The sequence below is a fragment of the Duganella sp. GW821-FHT01E12 genome (genome assembly GCF_059422325.1).
Genome location: NZ_JBWKWR010000002.1, coordinates 504,485 through 520,257, shown reverse-complemented (window position 1 = coordinate 520,257; position 15,773 = coordinate 504,485). Strand labels below are relative to the sequence as shown.

Annotated in this window: 14 protein-coding genes; 8 read left to right on the top strand and 6 right to left on the bottom strand. The window is 64.1% G+C overall.

Annotated elements, in window-relative coordinates; translation table 11 throughout:
* Positions 1 to 82 precede the first annotated feature (82 nt).
* From aceE to lpdA, 3 genes are read left to right on the top strand one after another with little or no spacing between them, the layout of a single operon-like run.
* Positions 83 to 2,773, top strand: coding sequence for a pyruvate dehydrogenase (acetyl-transferring), homodimeric type (gene aceE, locus AC07WS_RS07620; RefSeq protein WP_494728456.1), 2,691 nt, complete (start codon positions 83 to 85; stop codon positions 2,771 to 2,773).
* Between the two features lie 19 nt (positions 2,774 to 2,792).
* On the top strand, positions 2,793 to 4,454 hold the full coding sequence (aceF, locus tag AC07WS_RS07615; RefSeq protein ID WP_494728455.1) for a dihydrolipoyllysine-residue acetyltransferase: 1,662 nt from the start codon (positions 2,793 to 2,795) through the stop codon (positions 4,452 to 4,454).
* A 9-nt stretch (positions 4,455 to 4,463) separates the two neighbouring features.
* Positions 4,464 to 6,245 (top strand): dihydrolipoyl dehydrogenase, encoded by a 1,782-nt coding sequence (lpdA, locus tag AC07WS_RS07610; RefSeq protein WP_494728454.1) that lies wholly within the window; start codon positions 4,464 to 4,466, stop codon positions 6,243 to 6,245.
* Positions 6,246 to 6,303: 58 nt separating this feature from the next.
* On the opposite strand, the gene AC07WS_RS07605 is transcribed toward lpdA, so the two are convergent.
* The 3 genes from AC07WS_RS07605 to AC07WS_RS07595 form a co-directional block, all read right to left on the bottom strand.
* Positions 6,304 to 7,017: a PEP-CTERM sorting domain-containing protein gene (locus AC07WS_RS07605; RefSeq protein ID WP_494728453.1), complete on the bottom strand. Its 714-nt coding sequence runs from the start codon at positions 7,015 to 7,017 to the stop codon at positions 6,304 to 6,306.
* 80 nt (positions 7,018 to 7,097) lie between these two features.
* Positions 7,098 to 8,396, bottom strand: a complete 1,299-nt coding sequence (locus tag AC07WS_RS07600) for a M20/M25/M40 family metallo-hydrolase (RefSeq protein ID WP_494728452.1) — start codon at positions 8,394 to 8,396, stop codon at positions 7,098 to 7,100.
* Positions 8,397 to 8,416: 20 nt separating this feature from the next.
* Entirely contained in the window at positions 8,417 to 8,839 is a 423-nt protein-coding gene (locus AC07WS_RS07595) for a PACE efflux transporter (RefSeq protein ID WP_494728451.1), read from the bottom strand.
* Between the two features lie 93 nt (positions 8,840 to 8,932).
* Between AC07WS_RS07595 and AC07WS_RS07590 the strand changes: the two genes are divergently transcribed.
* From AC07WS_RS07590 to AC07WS_RS07580, 3 genes are all read left to right on the top strand, one after another.
* The gene (locus AC07WS_RS07590; RefSeq protein WP_494728450.1) at positions 8,933 to 9,844 is read left to right on the top strand and encodes a LysR family transcriptional regulator; all 912 of its coding nucleotides are present in this window, start codon (positions 8,933 to 8,935) and stop codon (positions 9,842 to 9,844) included.
* Between the two features lie 88 nt (positions 9,845 to 9,932).
* Complete coding sequence (locus AC07WS_RS07585) at positions 9,933 to 10,589, top strand: thiol:disulfide interchange protein DsbA/DsbL (RefSeq protein WP_117011762.1); 657 nt, start codon at positions 9,933 to 9,935, stop codon at positions 10,587 to 10,589.
* A 31-nt stretch (positions 10,590 to 10,620) separates the two neighbouring features.
* Positions 10,621 to 10,917 (top strand): TfoX/Sxy family protein, encoded by a 297-nt coding sequence (locus tag AC07WS_RS07580; RefSeq protein WP_494728449.1) that lies wholly within the window; start codon positions 10,621 to 10,623, stop codon positions 10,915 to 10,917.
* A 13-nt stretch (positions 10,918 to 10,930) separates the two neighbouring features.
* Here the strand turns inward: AC07WS_RS07580 and AC07WS_RS07575 are convergent, their stop codons facing one another.
* Genes AC07WS_RS07575 through AC07WS_RS07565 form a run of 3 tightly spaced genes read right to left on the bottom strand, consistent with a single transcriptional unit; the run spans position 10,931 to position 12,839 of the window.
* Positions 10,931 to 11,872, bottom strand: coding sequence for an alpha/beta fold hydrolase (locus AC07WS_RS07575; RefSeq protein ID WP_494728448.1), 942 nt, complete (start codon positions 11,870 to 11,872; stop codon positions 10,931 to 10,933).
* Positions 11,873 to 11,887: 15 nt separating this feature from the next.
* The gene (locus AC07WS_RS07570) at positions 11,888 to 12,070 is read right to left on the bottom strand and encodes a hypothetical protein (RefSeq protein ID WP_494728447.1); all 183 of its coding nucleotides are present in this window, start codon (positions 12,068 to 12,070) and stop codon (positions 11,888 to 11,890) included.
* A gap of 55 nt (positions 12,071 to 12,125) precedes the next feature.
* Positions 12,126 to 12,839 carry a TetR/AcrR family transcriptional regulator gene (locus AC07WS_RS07565; RefSeq protein WP_494728446.1) on the bottom strand — a complete coding sequence of 238 codons (714 nt, stop codon included), beginning with the start codon at positions 12,837 to 12,839 and terminating at the stop codon, positions 12,126 to 12,128.
* Positions 12,840 to 12,969: 130 nt separating this feature from the next.
* Between AC07WS_RS07565 and AC07WS_RS07560 the strand changes: the two genes are divergently transcribed.
* Positions 12,970 to 14,133, top strand: a complete 1,164-nt coding sequence (locus tag AC07WS_RS07560) for an HlyD family secretion protein (RefSeq protein WP_494728445.1) — start codon at positions 12,970 to 12,972, stop codon at positions 14,131 to 14,133.
* A gap of 11 nt (positions 14,134 to 14,144) precedes the next feature.
* Positions 14,145 to 15,764 (top strand): DHA2 family efflux MFS transporter permease subunit, encoded by a 1,620-nt coding sequence (locus AC07WS_RS07555; protein WP_494728444.1) that lies wholly within the window; start codon positions 14,145 to 14,147, stop codon positions 15,762 to 15,764.
* Positions 15,765 to 15,773 lie beyond the last annotated feature (9 nt).

Here is a 15,773-nt window from a genome sequence, read left to right as displayed (position 1 = left end):
TGCTGTTAGAATCGCACACGGCATAGAAGTATTGGTAAATAATCAGCGTCACATCGGCAATCAAACTCAGGAGACTTAATACATGTCAGCTCAACTTGACCAGGTAACGGCAAACACCGACCCTGATTCGCAAGAAACCAAAGAATGGTTGGACGCACTGGCCGCAGTGCTGGAACAAGAGGGCCCTGAACGTGCTCACTACCTGATGGAACGCCTGATCGACCTGGCCCGCCAGAGCGGCTCGGACATCCCGTTCTCCGCCAATACCGCCTACGTCAACACCATTCCCGCCCACCTGGAAACCCACTGCCCGGGCAACCTGGAATACGAAGAGAAGCTGCGCTCGTGGATGCGCTGGAACGCCATGGCGATGGTCGTCAAGGCCAACCGCGTCGACGGCGACCTCGGTGGCCACCTGTCCTCGTTCGCCTCGCTGGCCAACATGCTGGGCATCGGCTTCAACCACTTCTGGAAAGCGCCGAGCGAAAACCACGGCGGCGACCTGCTGTACATCCAGGGCCACTCCTCGCCGGGCGTGTACGCGCGCGCCTTCCTCGAAGGCCGTCTGAGCGAAGAACAGCTGACCCATTACCGCCGCGAAGTCGACGGCAAGGGCCTGTCCTCGTATCCGCACCCGAAACTGATGCCGAACTTCTGGCAGTTCCCGACCGTGTCGATGGGCCTGGGCCCGCTGATGGCGATCTACCAGGCGCGCTTCCTGAAGTACCTGCACGCGCGCTCGATCGCCGACACCACCGACCGTAAAGTCTGGGCCTTCTGCGGCGACGGCGAGATGGACGAACCGGAATCGCTGGGCGCCATCGGCATGGCCGCGCGCGAGAAGCTGGACAACCTGGTCATCGTCGTCAACTGCAACCTGCAGCGCCTGGACGGCCCTGTGCGCGGCAACGGCAAGATCATCCAGGAACTGGAAGCGGACTTCCGCGGCGCCGGCTGGAACGTCGTCAAAGTCATCTGGGGCCCGGGCTGGGACGCGCTGCTCAAGCAGGACAAGGACGGCATCCTGCGCAAAGTGATGATGGAAACGCTGGACGGCGAATACCAGAACTACAAGGCCAAGGACGGCGCCTACGTGCGCAAGCACTTCTTCGGCAAGCATCCGAAGCTGCTGGAAATGGTCGCCAACATGACCGACGACGACATCTGGCGCCTGACCCGTGGCGGCCACGATCCGCACAAGATCTACGCCGCCTTCAAGGTCGCGCAGGAACACAAGGGCCAACCGACCGTCCTGCTGGTGAAGACCATCAAGGGCTTCGGCATGGGCAAGCACGGCGAAGCGCGCAACACCGCGCACAACACCAAGAAGCTGACCGACGAAGCAGTGCGCGAAATGCGCGACCGCTACTCGATCCCTATCCCGGACGACAAGCTGGCCGACATCCCGTTCTACAAGCCTGCCGACGACGCGCCGGAAATCAAGTACCTGCACGAGCGCCGCGCCGCGCTGGGCGGCTACCTGCCGGCCCGCCGCATGCAAGCCGACGAGAAGCTGACCGTGCCGCCGCTGTCCGCGTTCCAGAACGTGCTGGACGCGACCGCAGAAGGCCGCGAAGTATCGAGCACCCAGACCTACGTGCGTATCCTGACCACGCTGCTGAAGGACTCCAGCGTCGGTCCTCGCATCGTGCCGGTGCTGGTCGATGAATCCCGTACCTTCGGTATGGAAGGCCTGTTCCGCCAAGTTGGTATCTTCAACCAGCAAGGCCAGTTGTATGAGCCGGTCGATAAAGACCAGGTGATGTACTACCGCGAAGACAAGGCCGGCCAGATCCTGCAAGAGGGTATCAACGAAGCCGGTGGTATGAGCTCGTGGATCGCTGCTGCGACCTCGTACTCGACCAACAACCGCGTGATGATCCCGTTCTACACGTACTACTCGATGTTTGGCATGCAGCGTATCGGCGACCTGGTTTGGGCCGCCGCCGACATGCGCGCCCGTGGCTTCCTGATGGGCGGCACCGCCGGCCGCACGACGCTGAACGGCGAAGGCCTGCAGCACGAAGACGGCCATAGCCACCTGTTCGCAGCGGCTGTACCGAACTGCATGCCTTACGATCCGACCTTCGGCCACGAACTGGCCGTGATCATCCAGGACGGCATGCGCCGCATGGTGGAAGAGCAGGAAGACGTGTTCTACTACATCACCATCATGAACGAGAACTATCCGCACCCAGGCATCAAGCCGGGCCAGGAAGCGGGCATCCTGAAGGGCATGTACCTGCTGCACGAGGGCGACAAGAAAGCCAAGCAGCGCGTACAGCTGATCGGTTCCGGCACCATCCTGCGCGAGTCGATCTTCGCCCAGGAACTGCTGCTGAAGGACTGGAACATCGCCGCCGACGTGTGGTCCGCTCCGTCGCTGACGCTGGTGGCCCGCGACGGCCAGGACGCCGAGCGCTGGAACCTGGTCAATCCGACCAAGGAGCAACGCGTGCCGTACGTGACGCAGCTGCTGAAGGATACCTCCGGCCCTATCGTCGCGACGACCGATTACATGCGTGCGTTTGCTGAACAGATCCGCGCCTTCATTCCTAAAGACCGCACCTACCGCGTGCTGGGCACCGATGGTTTCGGCCGTTCGGACACCCGCGCCGCGCTGCGCGAGTTCTTCGAAGTGAACCGTTACTACATCACGGTCGCTGCGCTGAAATCGCTGGCGGAAGAAGGCAAGATCGACGCGAAGGTGGTGGAGCAGGCAGTCGTCAAGTACGGCCTGAACGCCAACAAGCCAAATCCGGTGACCCAATAATTAGAACGGAGCAGACGCTATGAGCATTGTGGAAGTTAAAGTCCCGGATATCGGTGATTTCAAGGAAGTTGAAATCATCGAGTTGATGATCAAAGTAGGCGATACCATCAAGGTAGACCAGTCCCTGATCACCGTTGAATCGGACAAGGCCAGCATGGAGATTCCTTCGTCCGCCGCTGGCGTGGTCAAGGAAATCAAGGTCAAGGTCGGCGACAAGGTGGCTATGGGGTCGCTGCTGTTGTTGCTGGAAGCCGACGGTGCCGCCGCGGCACCAGCTGCAGCCGCACCTGCTGCCGCACCTGCGCCAACCGCTGCGGCTCCAGCACCGGCGCCTGCCGCTGCTGCCGCGCCGGCAGCCGCAGCTTCGGCTGGCCCGGTCGAGGTGAAGGTTCCGGACATCGGCGACTTCAAGGAAGTTGAAGTCATCGAAGTGATGGTCAAGGTGGGCGACACGATCAAGGTCGATCAGTCGCTGCTGACCGTTGAATCGGACAAGGCCAGCATGGAAATCCCTTCGTCGCACGCTGGTGTGGTGAAGGAAGTGAAGATCAAGGTTGGCGACAAGGTTGCGATGGGCACCGTCGTGCTGGTGGTGGAAGCTTCGGGTGGTGCTGCCGCTCCAGCCGCCGCCGCGCCGGCTGCTGCCGCACCGGCTCCTGCTGCCGCTGCCGCTCCTGCTGCTGCGCCGGCGCCTGCCGCTGCCGCCGCCGCGACGACCGCTTCGCAAGGCTCGGTCCAAACCGGCAAGCTGGCGCACGCATCGCCGTCGATCCGCAAGTTCGCCCGCGAACTGGGCGTGGACCTGGGCAAGGTGCCAGGCACCGGTCCTAAAGGCCGCATCACCCAGCTGGACGTGCAGAACTACGTCAAGGGCGTGATGGCCGGTACCACCGCTGCTCCTGCCGGCGCCTCGGCGCCAGCTGGCGGCAACGGCGGCATGAGCGTGCTGCCATGGCCGGTGGTCGACTTCAGCAAATTTGGCCCGACCGAACTGCTGCCGCTGTCGCGCATCAAGAAAATCAGCGGTCCTAACCTGCACCGCAACTGGGTCATGATCCCGCACGTCACGCAGTTCGACGACGCCGACATCACCGACCTGGAAGCATTCCGCGTCGAGACCAACAACGCCAACGCCAAGAACAAGGACGCGGCCAAGCTGACCATGCTGGCCTTCGTCATCAAGGCGTCGGTCGCAGCGCTGAAGAAATTCCCGTCGTTTAACGCGTCGCTGGATGAGAAGGGTGAAAACCTGATCCTCAAGCAGTACTACAACATCGGCTTTGCCGCCGACACGCCGAACGGCCTGGTTGTGCCAGTGATCAAAAACGCCGACCAGAAATCGGTCTCGCAGATCGCCCGCGAAATGACCGAGCTGTCGCTGCAGGCACGCGAAGGCAAGCTGAAACCGACCGACATGCAAGGCGCCAGCTTCACCATCTCGTCGCTGGGCGGCATCGGCGGTACGCACTTCACGCCTATCGTCAACGCGCCGGAAGTGGCGATCCTCGGCTTGTCCAAGGCATCGATCAAGCCGGTGTGGGACGGTAAGGCATTCCAGCCTCGCCTGATGATGGGTACCTCGCTCTCCTACGACCACCGCGTGGTCGATGGCGCGATGGGTGCTCGCTTCTCCGTGTACCTGAGCGAAGTGCTCGGCGACATGCGCAAAATTCTGCTGTAAGGAGCGACTATGAGCACAGAAGTGAAAGTGCCGAACATCGGCGACTTCGCAGAAGTTGAAGTGATCGAGGTGATGGTCAAGGTCGGCGATACGGTCAAGGTCGACCAGTCGCTGATCACCGTTGAATCGGACAAGGCCAGCATGGAAGTCCCATCGTCGCACGCCGGCGTGGTGAAGGAAGTGAAGGTCAAGGTTGGCGACAAGGTCAAGGAAGGCTCGCTGATGCTGCTGGTGGACGCTGCTGCTGGTGCGGCCGCACCGGCACCTGCTGCGGCCCCCGCTCCAGCGGTGGTAGCACCTGCTGCTGCACCAGCCGCTCCGGCCGCGCCGATCGCCGCACCAGCCGGTAGCAGCTACGCCGGCCAGGTCGACATCGACTGCGACATGATGGTGCTGGGCGGCGGTCCTGGCGGTTACTCCGCCGCGTTCCGCGCAGCGGACCTGGGTCTGAACACGGTCATCGTCGAGCGTTACGAAACGCTGGGCGGCGTGTGCCTGAACGTCGGTTGCATCCCGTCGAAAGCGCTGCTGCACGTGGCATCGGTGATCGACGAAACCGCGCACATGTCCAACACCGGCGTCACCTTCGCCAAGCCGACCATCGACATCGACCAGGTACGCAAGTACAAGGAAGGCGTCATCAAGAACATGACCGGCGGCCTGGCCGGCATGGCCAAGGCACGCAAGACGCAAGTCGTCACCGGCGTCGGCCAGTTCCTGAGCGCGAACCACATCGAAGTCACGGCCGCAGACGGAAGCAAGAAAGTGGTGCAGTTCAAGCAGGCCATCATCGCAGCCGGTTCGGCCGTGGTGAAGCTGCCGTTCGTGCCGGAAGATCCGCGCATCGTCGACTCGACCGGCGCGCTGGAACTGCGCCAGATTCCGAAACGCATGCTGGTTATCGGCGGCGGCATCATCGGCCTGGAAATGGCCACCGTGTACTCGACCTTCGGCGCGCGCATCGACGTGGTCGAAATGATGGACGGCTTGATGCAGGGCGCCGACCGCGACGCGGTCAAGGTCTGGCAGAAGTACAACGAGAAGCGCTTCGACAACGTCATGACCAAGACCAAGACGGTCGCGGTAGAAGCGCTGCCGGAAGGGATCAAAGTCACGTTCGAAGCGGCGGAAGCCGGCGCCACCGCGCCAGCGCCGCAGGTCTACGACATGGTGCTGGTCGCAGTCGGCCGCAGCCCGAACGGCAAGAAGATCGCCGCCGACAAGGCTGGCGTGATCGTGACCGATCGCGGCTTCATCCCTGTCGACAGCCAGATGCGCACCAACGTGCCGAACATCTTCGCCATCGGCGACCTGGTGGGCCAGCCTATGCTGGCGCACAAGGCGGTGCACGAAGGCCACGTGGCGGCGGAAGCCGCAGCTGGCCAGAAGTCGCACTTCGACGTGAAGGTGATTCCATCGGTGGCCTACACCGATCCGGAAGTGGCATGGGCCGGCATCACCGAAGACGAAGCGAAAGCCAAGGGCATCAAGGTCGAGAAGGGTCACTTCCCTTGGGCTGCGAGCGGCCGCGCCGTGGCCAATGGCCGCGCCGAGGGCTTCACCAAGCTGCTGTTCGACGCTGAAACGCACCGTATCATCGGCGGCACGATGGTCGGCACGCATGCCGGCGACATGATCGGCGAGATCGCGCTGGCGATCGAGATGGGCTGCGACGGCACCGACATCGGCAAGACGATCCACCCGCATCCAACGCTGGGCGAATCGATCGGCATGGCAGCCGAAGTGTACGAAGGCGTCTGCACCGACCTGCCGCCACCGCGCAAGCGCTAAGCGACAATTCGCATCACACGAAACCGGGACTTGTTCCCGGTTTTTTTTCGCTTGGCTATCAGCCCCGCGATTTTTTGCGCCAGGCCAGCAGCATGGCGCCGGCGCCGAGCATCAGGTAGGTCGACGGTTCCGGCACTGCCGGCGGCGGCGTGAGGGTCATCGTGGTGAAGTCGCAATCGACTTCCACCCATTTGTGGTCGGCCGACATGCGCGAGAAGCTATAGCTGCCGTAGTTGAACTGGCTCAGGCTCAGCTGCCCTGGAATCGCGGCGCTGTTGAAGGCTGCGCCGGTGCTGTCGCCCAGAATGATCAGGTTGGTGAAGATTTCACCCTTGTAGGAGGCGGTGTTGCTCAACCAGAAGGCGTCACCGTTGTGAACGACGGTGGCGTTGTCGAGCACCTGCACCGTGCTGTTGACCTTCACGCCGTCCGGTACGGCGGTGTGCAGGCCGCTGTTCTGGAAGACCGTGTCGATCGGATTCTTGAAGTGGGCCGGGTCCGAATACAGCACCCAGCTGCCTTGCGCCTGTGCGGGCGGCTGGTAGAAGGGGCTTTTCGGTGTATCGGTGTCGAAGCTGAACGTGCCGTGCACCTTCTCGCCCACCGATACCAGCGCGCCCGGACGGGTGCTCGATTGCACATAGACCGGATCGCTGTTGTTGTCCATCTCCACGATATGATCGACGGTGATGGTGAAATCGTAGCTGACGACTTTTGCCTCAGCCGAACCCAGCAGCGCGAGGCCGCAGACCAAACCCAGTAGCTTTTTCAATATTGCCTCCTTGTTGAATAGATGCATTAAATTCATGCAAATAAAACAATTATAAGGAGATAATATCAAAAAGGAAAGGTTTAGCGGGTCAGGCGGTAGAGCAGGATGGCGGTGCGGATGGTGGCCCGTTCGATGGAGGCGATTTCCAGGTCTTCGTCCGGCGAGTGGGCGCCGTTGCCGGTGGCGCCCAGACCGTCCAGGCTGTCGAGCAGCGGGGCGACGAACTGCACGTCGCCAGCGCCGCGCTGGCCCGGCGGCAGGGCGGGAATCTCGCCCAGGCCGGCGTCGCTGCTCGCTTGCGAATAGGTTTTCAGCACCGCCAGGTTGCCGGCGGTCGGCGACATCGGTGGGTACGATTCGTGGAAGCTGATGCTGGCGCTGGTGCCCGGCAGGTTCTGCGCGACGATGGCCTTCATCTTCGCGTGCGCGCGGTCGCGCTGTTCGGAGCTCAGGTAGCGCAGGTCGCCGTGTACGGTGGCGCTGCGCGCGATCACGTTGCCTTTGCCTGCGGCCTGGCCTTTGGTGCCGGCGGCGTCGAGGCTGACGTCGGTGCCGCCCAATATCAGGCCGGGGCTGAAGGTCAGGTCCGGCTCCATCACTTGCTGGCGGAAGCCGTCGACGATGCGTGCCGCCTCGTACACCGCACCATAGCCCGCGCCCTCGGTGAAGATGCCGCTGGAGTGGCCTTGCTTGCCTTTGACTTCCAGGTCCCACGACGCCGAGGCGCGGCGGCCGACGGTGCCGGTGTCCTTGCCGTTCTTGTCGCGCACCGTGGCTTCGAAGGCCAGCGCGATGTCGCTGTGCTTGGCGGCGGCGACCATGTCGGCGCGCGAGATCTCGACCGGATGGCCGGCGCTTTCCTCGTCGCCGCTGAACATCACCGTGATGGTGGTGTTATCGAGCGCGCCCACGCGCTGCAAGGCGCGCAGCGCTTCGACAATGATCACGTCGCCGCCCTTCATGTCGTTGACGCCCTGGCCGCGCACGCGGGCGCCGTCGCGCTTCCATAGCTGCACCGGGCTGTCCTTTTCAAACACGGTGTCCAGATGGCCGATCAGCAGCAGGCGCTTGCCTTGCTTGCCTTCGCGCGTGGCCAGCAGGTGGCCGGCACGTTGCACGGCGGGCGGCATGTCGATCCAGCGGGTGGTGAAACCCAGCTGGTCGAACTGTTCGCGAAACAGCTTGCCCACTTCGCGCACGCCCTCGTGGTTCATGGTGCCGCTGTTGATGTTCACCGAGCGCTCCAGCAGCTGCAAGCCTTGCTCCGAATGGGCCTTGACCTCGTCGACGATTTTCTGCTCGACCGGCGACAGCGCGGCCGCGCCTGCGCTGCTCATTGCCATCACCAGTGCTGCGAACGCGAACGGTTTCAATGCCATGTGGACTCCGGAGTGGTTGATCAGGCTTGCGCCGACGCCGGCAATCCGAAGATGCGGTCGAAGGCCAGGCTGAAAAGAAAGGTATAAAACATAAAGAATAACACCAGCCCCAAGTCCAGCACAAAGGCTTCCCACAGCGAGATGTCCAGCCACCAGGCGAACAGCGGCACCAGGATCACCACCAGGCCGCCTTCGAAGCCCAGCGCGTGCGCGGCACGGCGCGCCCAGCTCCGCCCACGCTTGGCCTGGCGCGCTTCCCACGCTTCGAACATGCTGTTGTAGGCGAAGTTCCACACCACGGCGACCAGCGACGAGGCGACCGCGGCGACGCTGGCGTGGCCGGCGTCATGGCCCATCAACAGCACCAGCACGCTGCTGGTCAAACCCACGGCGATCAATTCGAACAGCGATACGTAGACGACTTTGCGTTTCAATCCTTGCATGATGTTTCCTCCTCAATACGATACAGCCATGGTAATAGCAATTTTCTGATTGAAAAAGTCGACAGCTATCAGTTTTTCTGACAGCATGAGGGCATGGCCTTCTCCAGCGATAACATCGCCATCTTTCTCGCCGTGCTAGATCACGGTTCGTTTTCCGCAGCGGCGCGGGCGCTGGGGCGGGTGCCGTCGGCTGTCAGCATGGCGATCGCCAACCTGGAGGCGGAACTCGATCTGCAGCTGTTCGACCGCACATCGCGCGAGGTGCGGCCCACCGAGTCGGCGCGCGCGCTGGAGGCCGAGGCGCGCCAGATGGCGGGCCAGCTGCGCCGCTTGCAGGCGCACGCGCTGTCGCTGCACCAGGGGCTGGAGCGGCGCCTGACGCTGGCGATCGCGCCCGAGCTGCTGTCGGCGCCGTGGAGCGATCCGCTGGCGCGGCTGGCGCTGGAGTTCCCGTCGCTGGAGGTGGATGTGGTGTCGGCGCCGCAGAACGACGCGCTGCGCATGCTGCACGAGGGCGCTGCGCAACTGGCCCTGATCTACGAGCGGCCGCAGATCGACCAGCGCGAGAGCTTCCAGGAGCTGGGCAGCGAAGTCATGGTGGCGGTGATCTCGCCGCGCCATCCGCAGGCGCGCGCGTGCAACGGCCAGTTCCGGCTGGAGGAGCTGGTCGACATGCGGCAGGTGGCCATCGTCGGCCGCGACGCGGGGATCGAAGACGAGCGGGTGCTCATCTCGCGCAAGCTGTGGCGCACCGACAGCCATCTGGCCACACTGAGCCTGGTGCGCGCCGGCGTCGGTTGGGCGTATCTGCCGCACCGGCTGGCGGCGCCGCTGCTCGATTCGGGCGAGCTGCTGGGCATAGGCTTCGCGCACATGAGCAACCAATTGCGCCTGTGGGTGGACGTGGTGTGGCTCAACGACCGTCCGCTGGGCCTGGGCGCGCAGCGCCTGATCGCGCTGATGAAGGACATCGCCGGCCTGGAGGCACGGCCGGCGGCGACTTAATATGGGCTTAATGCGTGCCAAATGCGACAGGCGCGGGGCGTGGGAAGCTGGTATATTCGCTGTGCAGATTTTTTCATAAAGGATAACCATGCTTCGCCTGAAACTCGTTGTCGCAGCCACCGCCTTGTTGGCCGGCGCCGCTTTCGCATCGCCCACCGCGCCCAAGAACGGCGCCGAGTACACCACCCTGAAGACGCCACAGCCGGTGCAGGCCGAGGGCAAGAAGGTCGAGGTGATCGAGTTCTTCATGTACCACTGCCCGGCGTGCTACGCGCTGGAGCCGGCGATGCTGGCGTGGGTGAAGAAGCAGGGCGACGGCATCGTGTTCCGCCGCATCCACCTGCCGCTGACCGGCGAGAACGATCCGGAAGCGCATATGTTCCTGACGCTGGAGGCGCTGAAGCTGGAAGAGTCGCTGCACGCCAAGCTGCTGACCACCTGGCACGTCGAGCGCCGCCGCCTGAAGAGCGACGCGGACAACATCGACTGGGCGGTCAAGAACGGCGTCGACAAGGACAAATACGTGGCCGCGTACAACTCGTTCTCGGTCATCGCCAAGTTGAAGAGCGCTGGCCGCGTGGCCGGCACGTATGAAGTCAACAGCACGCCGACGCTGATCGTCAACGGCCGCTACCTGACCAATCCTTCGATGGTGGACGCCAGCAATCCCGGCATCCCGCGCCCGCAGCTGGACCAGGCCACCTTGCAGGTGCTGGACGCGCTGGTGGCGATGTCGCGCAAATAAGGTGGCTGCGAGCGCCGAGTTTGTGAGCTGGATGCGCGAGCAATTCGCGCCGCTCGGCGCCGCAGTGTCGGACGCCGCGTTCTTCGGCGGACGCGCCTTCAAGTATCACGGCCAGCAGTTCGCGTGGGTGATCGGCAGCACGCTGTACCTGCGCGTCGGCGATGCCACCCGCGCCGAGTTCGAGGCCGCCGGCGCGGCGCCGTTTTCCTACGAGACGAAGAAGGGTACGGTGCTGGTCACGAAGTACTACACGGCGCCCGAGTTCCTGCTGGACGATCCCGAGCAGATGCTGGCCTGGGCGCGCAAGGCGATCAACACGGCCGGGTAAGCCCGCGTCAGAGTCAAGGATGCGCGGCCAGGAAGGCCAGCATGTGCTGGTTGAAGATGGCCGTCTGCTCCATCTGCGGCAGGTGGCCGGACTGGTCGATCTCGACGTAGGCGAGGGCGGGCATCGCGCGCCGGATGTGGGCCGACTGCGCCACCGGCAGCGTCGGATCCTGCTTGCCCCAGATGAGCTGAACCGGCAGGCCCGCCTTGGCGATGGCCGTGTACATCGCGTCGAAATCCACCTCCGTCAACTGCATCCGCGACCGGTACAACGCGCGGCCGAAGCCGTGATACGCCATCTGCGGGCGATAGCGGTCGGCCCAGCCGGGGAACTGTTCGGGATGCAGGAAATCGCCGGCCTGGTTGTCGGCCATGCCGGGCACCGCGCCGACCTGGAACAGGTAGGGACCCAGCAACGGCGCCCGCAGTTGCCAGGGAATGGTCGGCCGCGTATTCGATGGATCGACCAGCGTCAAGGTGCGAACGCGCTGCGGATGCGTCGATGCGTAGTGCGCCGTGACGTAGCCGCCGAACGACAGGCCGAACAAATCCACCGGCCCGTTCGCTTGCAGCGCCTTGAGCAGGTCGTCGATCTGGCGGTCGTAGAAGGTGCCGTCGTAGGCGGCGTCGGGACGGTCGGACAGTCCTCGTCCAAACAGGTCGTAGCGGATCACGCGGTAGCCCGCGTTGGCAAGCGCCTTGAAGGTCGGGTCCCAGATGTAGGACGGCACCGAGAAGCCGTGCACCAGCAAGGCCACGCGACCGTTGGCCGGGCCGGCCGCTTCGTAATGGGTGACGCCGTCGCTCAACGCGACGAAGGCGCCTGGCGCGCCCGCGCTGTTGCGGGCCTGGTCGTCCAGTATGGATTTTTCAGGATTGACGTAACGCTGGTAGCCGGCGGCGGCGCCACCGGCCAGCACGACTACGATCAGTATCCACCGCAGCGCTTTCGTCATACGCGGCGCGGCGGCTCAGTTGACGGTGAAGCGGGTCGGGATTTCGATGCCGCCGCTGCGCGCGGCTTCGGCGTAGGCTTGCATTTCCTGGATGACGGCGTCGAGCTGCTCCTGGCCCGGGTTGGCCTGGAACATTTTGATGCGCTCGTTCATCAGCGTTACCTGCCTGCTCCAGTCCAGTCTATTCGATTTGCTCATGTGTGCTCCGTGGCGAAAAATCCAGTATAGAGCAAACGACAAAAATGCACAGCGCTTAACGCAGCACGGCGCGATAGAACAGGTCCAGCCCCTGCTGCGCGCGGGCGCGCAATTCGTCCACCGATGGCGGCTGGTCGGTCGGGAACAGCATGCGCACCATGGTGTCGCCCATGATGCAGGCGATTACGTGCACCGCCAGCGTTTCGACCGGCACTTCCGGACGCAGCTGCTCGCGGATGTCGGCGCGGCTGAAAAAGCGCGTCAGTTCCTCGCGGGTGCGCATCGGGCCGGCCTGGTAGAAGGTCTCGGCCAGCTCCGGCGTGGTGCGGGCTTCGGCCACCACCATGCGGTGCAGGCTGACGAAGGGCGGCGCCGTCACCAGTTCTAGGAAGCGCAGCGCGAAATCGTCCATCACTTCGCGGAACGGGCGCGGGTCCGACTGCAGGTCGGTCATGCCGGCGAAGAAGCGCGCGCGGCCGTTGGTGATGACGGCGTTCAGCAATCCGGCCTTGCCGCCGAACTTGACATAGATCGTGCGCACGGCCACGTGGGCTTCGCGCGCGATCATCTCCAGGCTGACCTTGCTATAGCCTTTTTCCAGGAACAACGAGGCGGCCGTGTGCAGCAGCGATTGCAGCCGGGCTTCCTTGTCGGCCGCGCGCGGACGGCCGGCCACCTTGCCGAAGCAGGGGGAGTCGGGCGAGTCGTTGGCGGCGCCCTCGGGGCAATCCGGGTCGACCAGGGCGGCGGCGTTGGCGGTGATTTTCATGGGATGACATGGTAAAGGATGCGGACATCGTAGTCCAAAATAAAATGAAATGCAATCGTTTCATTTCTTGACTTTGCCTAAATTCGGGCTAATAATGCACTTCTCCCATTTCATTTATTTGGAGCTGCACATGTCCACTCAGCACAACCAAGAACAAAAAGTGCTCAGCGCCGTCCCCGCTGCCCAGCCGGCGGCTCCGGCCGCCCCGGCCGCGCCAGCCGCGCCGGCCAAGTCCAACCGCCGCGTGGTGGTGATCGCCGCCGTTGTCGCCCTGGCCGCGCTGGCCGCCGGCGGCCGTATGTGGTACCGCAGCCATTATTTCGTCGAGACGGAAAACGCCTATGTGGCCGGCCACGTGCATCCGGTGTCGGCGCGCATCGCCGGCGTGGTCACCAAGGTGATGATCGACGATAACCAGATCGTCAAGGAAGGCGATGTCATCGCCGAACTCGATCCCTTCGACCAGCATGTGAAGGTCGAGCAGATCCAGGCGCAGATCGCCACCGCCGAGCAGCAGGTCGCGCAGTCGGACGCGCAGATCGCCCAGGTCCAGGCCCAGGCCAGCGCCGCCGCCGCCCAGGTGGCGCAGTCGGAAGCGCAGCTGGTGCGCGCCAAGCAGGACGCCGAGCGTTACGGCCAGCTGTACAACAGCCAGATGAAGGCCGTCTCGAAAGCGGAACTGGACGCCGCCGTCGCCGGACGCGCCAGCGCCGTGGCCGACCTGGCCGCGCGCAAGGACAGCGCGGCAGCCGCCAAGGCGCAGATCAACGCCGCCCAATCGGCGCGCGACGTGCTCAAGGCGCAGGTGACCGTGCTGCGCGTGCAGCTCAAGGACGCCGAGCAGCAGCTGGCCTACAACCGCATCCTGGCGCCGGTCGGCGGCCGGATCGGCAAGCGCACCATCGAAGTGGGCCAGCGCGTGACGGCCGGCCAGCAGCTGACCGCCATCGTGCAGGAAAACGTCTGGCTGACCGCCAACTTCAAGGAGACCCAATTGGCCGACCTGAAGCCGGGCCAGGAAGTCAAAGTGTCGATCGACGCGATTCCGGGCCGTGAGCTGATCGGCAAGGTGGACAGCTTCGCGCCGGCCTCCGGCGCCCAGTTCGCGCTGCTGCCGGCCGACAACGCCACCGGCAACTTCACCAAGATCGTCCAGCGCGTGCCGGTCAAGATCACCTTCAAGCCGGAAGACGTCAAGGCCCTGAGCGGCCGCCTGGTGCCGGGCATGTCGGCGATCGCCGAAGTGGCGGTTAATCAGTCAAACTCGCAATCCGACGCCAAAGCCGCGCACTAAGGAGCCACGTCATGGCCAGCACCACAATCGATACGCCGGCCGGCGGCGTGGGGAAGCCCGCGCTCGCCCCGATCATGCCGGCCGAGAAAGTCTCCGGCCGCACCTGGATGGCGGTGGCCGCCGGCATGCTGGGCGCCTTCATGGCGGTGCTCGACATCCAGATCACCAACTCCTCGCTCAAGGACATCCTGGGAACCCTGTCGGCCACACAGGAAGAGGGCTCGTGGATCGCCACCGCCTACCTGGTGGCGGAGATCATCGTCATTCCGATGACCGGCCTGCTGACCCGCGTGTTCGGCATGCGCGCCTACCTGATGGGCACCACCGCGCTGTTCCTCGGCTTCTCCACGCTGTGCGGCTTCGCCTGGAACCTGCCGAGCATGATCGTATTCCGCATGCTGCAGGGCTTCACCGGCGGCGCGCTGATCCCCATGGCGATGACCCTCGTGATGACCAAGCTGCCGCCATCCAAGCGCGCCGCCGGCATGGCCATCTTCGGCCTGACGGCCACGCTGGCGCCGGCCATGGGCCCGACCTTCGGCGGCTACCTGAGCGAGCTGTATGGCTGGCCATCGATCTTCTACATCAACTGGGTGCCGGGCGTGCTGCTGATCTGCGGCATCGCGCTGGGCCTGGACAAGGAGAAGTTCCAGCCCAACCTGCTGTTCAACGCCGACTGGCTGGGCATCGCCTTCATGGCCATGGGCCTGGGCAGCCTGACCATCTTCCTGGAAGAGGGCAACAGCAAGGACTGGTTCGATTCCTCGTTCATCATCACCTTCGCGGCGATGGCCATTGTCGGCCTGCTCGGCTGGGCGGTGACGGGGGCGACGCGCAAGCAGCCCTTTGTCAACCTGGGCCTGTACGGTCAGCGCAACTTCTTCGCCGCCACCGCGCTGTCGCTGGCGATGGGCATGGGCCTGTACGGCTCCTCGTTCCTGCTGCCGCTGTACCTGGGCCAGATCGCCGGCTACTCGCCGATGCAGATCGGTGAAGTCATCATGTGGGTCGGCCTGCCGCAGCTGTTCATCATGCCGTTCGTGGCCAAGCTGTCGTCCAAGATTGACAACCGCATCCTGTGCAGCTTCGGGCTGTTGCTGTTCGGCGGCTCCTGCCTGATGAACGCCTACATGGACGCCACCACCGGCTACGACCAGCTGCTGCTGTCGCAAGTGGTGCGGGCGCTCGGCCAGCCGTTCGTGATGCTGACGCTGTCGAACTTCGCGATGAACGGCATCGCGCCGAAAGACATGCCGTCGGCATCGAGCCTGATCAACATGACCCGCAACCTGGGCGGCTCGATCGGCATCGCATTGCTGGCCACCGCGCTGACGTCGCGCGAGCATTTCCACTCGCAGCGCATCGGCGAATCGGTGACCGGCTTCGCGGCCGCCACGCAGGAACGCCTGGCCGCGCTGACGCAATCGTTCATGAGCAAGGGCTTCGACGCCACCAGCGCGTCGGACATGGCGCTCAAGGCGGTCGACGGCATCGTGCGGCGCGAGGCTTATGTGATGGCCTACAACGACGGCTTCTTCCTGGTCGCGATGGTGCTGTTCGGCTGCATCGGCGTGCTGTGGTTCTCGGACAAAGTCAAAGCCCCTTCGGGTGCCGGCGGCGGCGCGCACTAAGCGCCTTCA

What these genes read in the sequence shown, in the direction of transcription:
- aceE (WP_494728456.1), top strand. Translation starts at nt 83, where the DNA reads ATGTCAGCTCAACTTGACCAGGTAACGGCAAACACCGACCCTGATTCG.
- aceF (WP_494728455.1), top strand. Translation starts at nt 2,793, where the DNA reads ATGAGCATTGTGGAAGTTAAAGTCCCGGATATCGGTGATTTCAAGGAA.
- lpdA (WP_494728454.1), top strand. Translation starts at nt 4,464, where the DNA reads ATGAGCACAGAAGTGAAAGTGCCGAACATCGGCGACTTCGCAGAAGTT.
- AC07WS_RS07600 (WP_494728452.1), bottom strand. Translation starts at nt 8,396, where the DNA reads ATGGCATTGAAACCGTTCGCGTTCGCAGCACTGGTGATGGCAATGAGC.
- AC07WS_RS07595 (WP_494728451.1), bottom strand. Translation starts at nt 8,839, where the DNA reads ATGCAAGGATTGAAACGCAAAGTCGTCTACGTATCGCTGTTCGAATTG.
- AC07WS_RS07590 (WP_494728450.1), top strand. Translation starts at nt 8,933, where the DNA reads ATGGCCTTCTCCAGCGATAACATCGCCATCTTTCTCGCCGTGCTAGAT.
- AC07WS_RS07585 (WP_117011762.1), top strand. Translation starts at nt 9,933, where the DNA reads ATGCTTCGCCTGAAACTCGTTGTCGCAGCCACCGCCTTGTTGGCCGGC.
- AC07WS_RS07580 (WP_494728449.1), top strand. Translation starts at nt 10,621, where the DNA reads ATGCGCGAGCAATTCGCGCCGCTCGGCGCCGCAGTGTCGGACGCCGCG.
- AC07WS_RS07575 (WP_494728448.1), bottom strand. Translation starts at nt 11,872, where the DNA reads ATGACGAAAGCGCTGCGGTGGATACTGATCGTAGTCGTGCTGGCCGGT.
- AC07WS_RS07570 (WP_494728447.1), bottom strand. Translation starts at nt 12,070, where the DNA reads ATGAGCAAATCGAATAGACTGGACTGGAGCAGGCAGGTAACGCTGATG.
- AC07WS_RS07565 (WP_494728446.1), bottom strand. Translation starts at nt 12,839, where the DNA reads ATGAAAATCACCGCCAACGCCGCCGCCCTGGTCGACCCGGATTGCCCC.
- AC07WS_RS07560 (WP_494728445.1), top strand. Translation starts at nt 12,970, where the DNA reads ATGTCCACTCAGCACAACCAAGAACAAAAAGTGCTCAGCGCCGTCCCC.
- AC07WS_RS07555 (WP_494728444.1), top strand. Translation starts at nt 14,145, where the DNA reads ATGGCCAGCACCACAATCGATACGCCGGCCGGCGGCGTGGGGAAGCCC.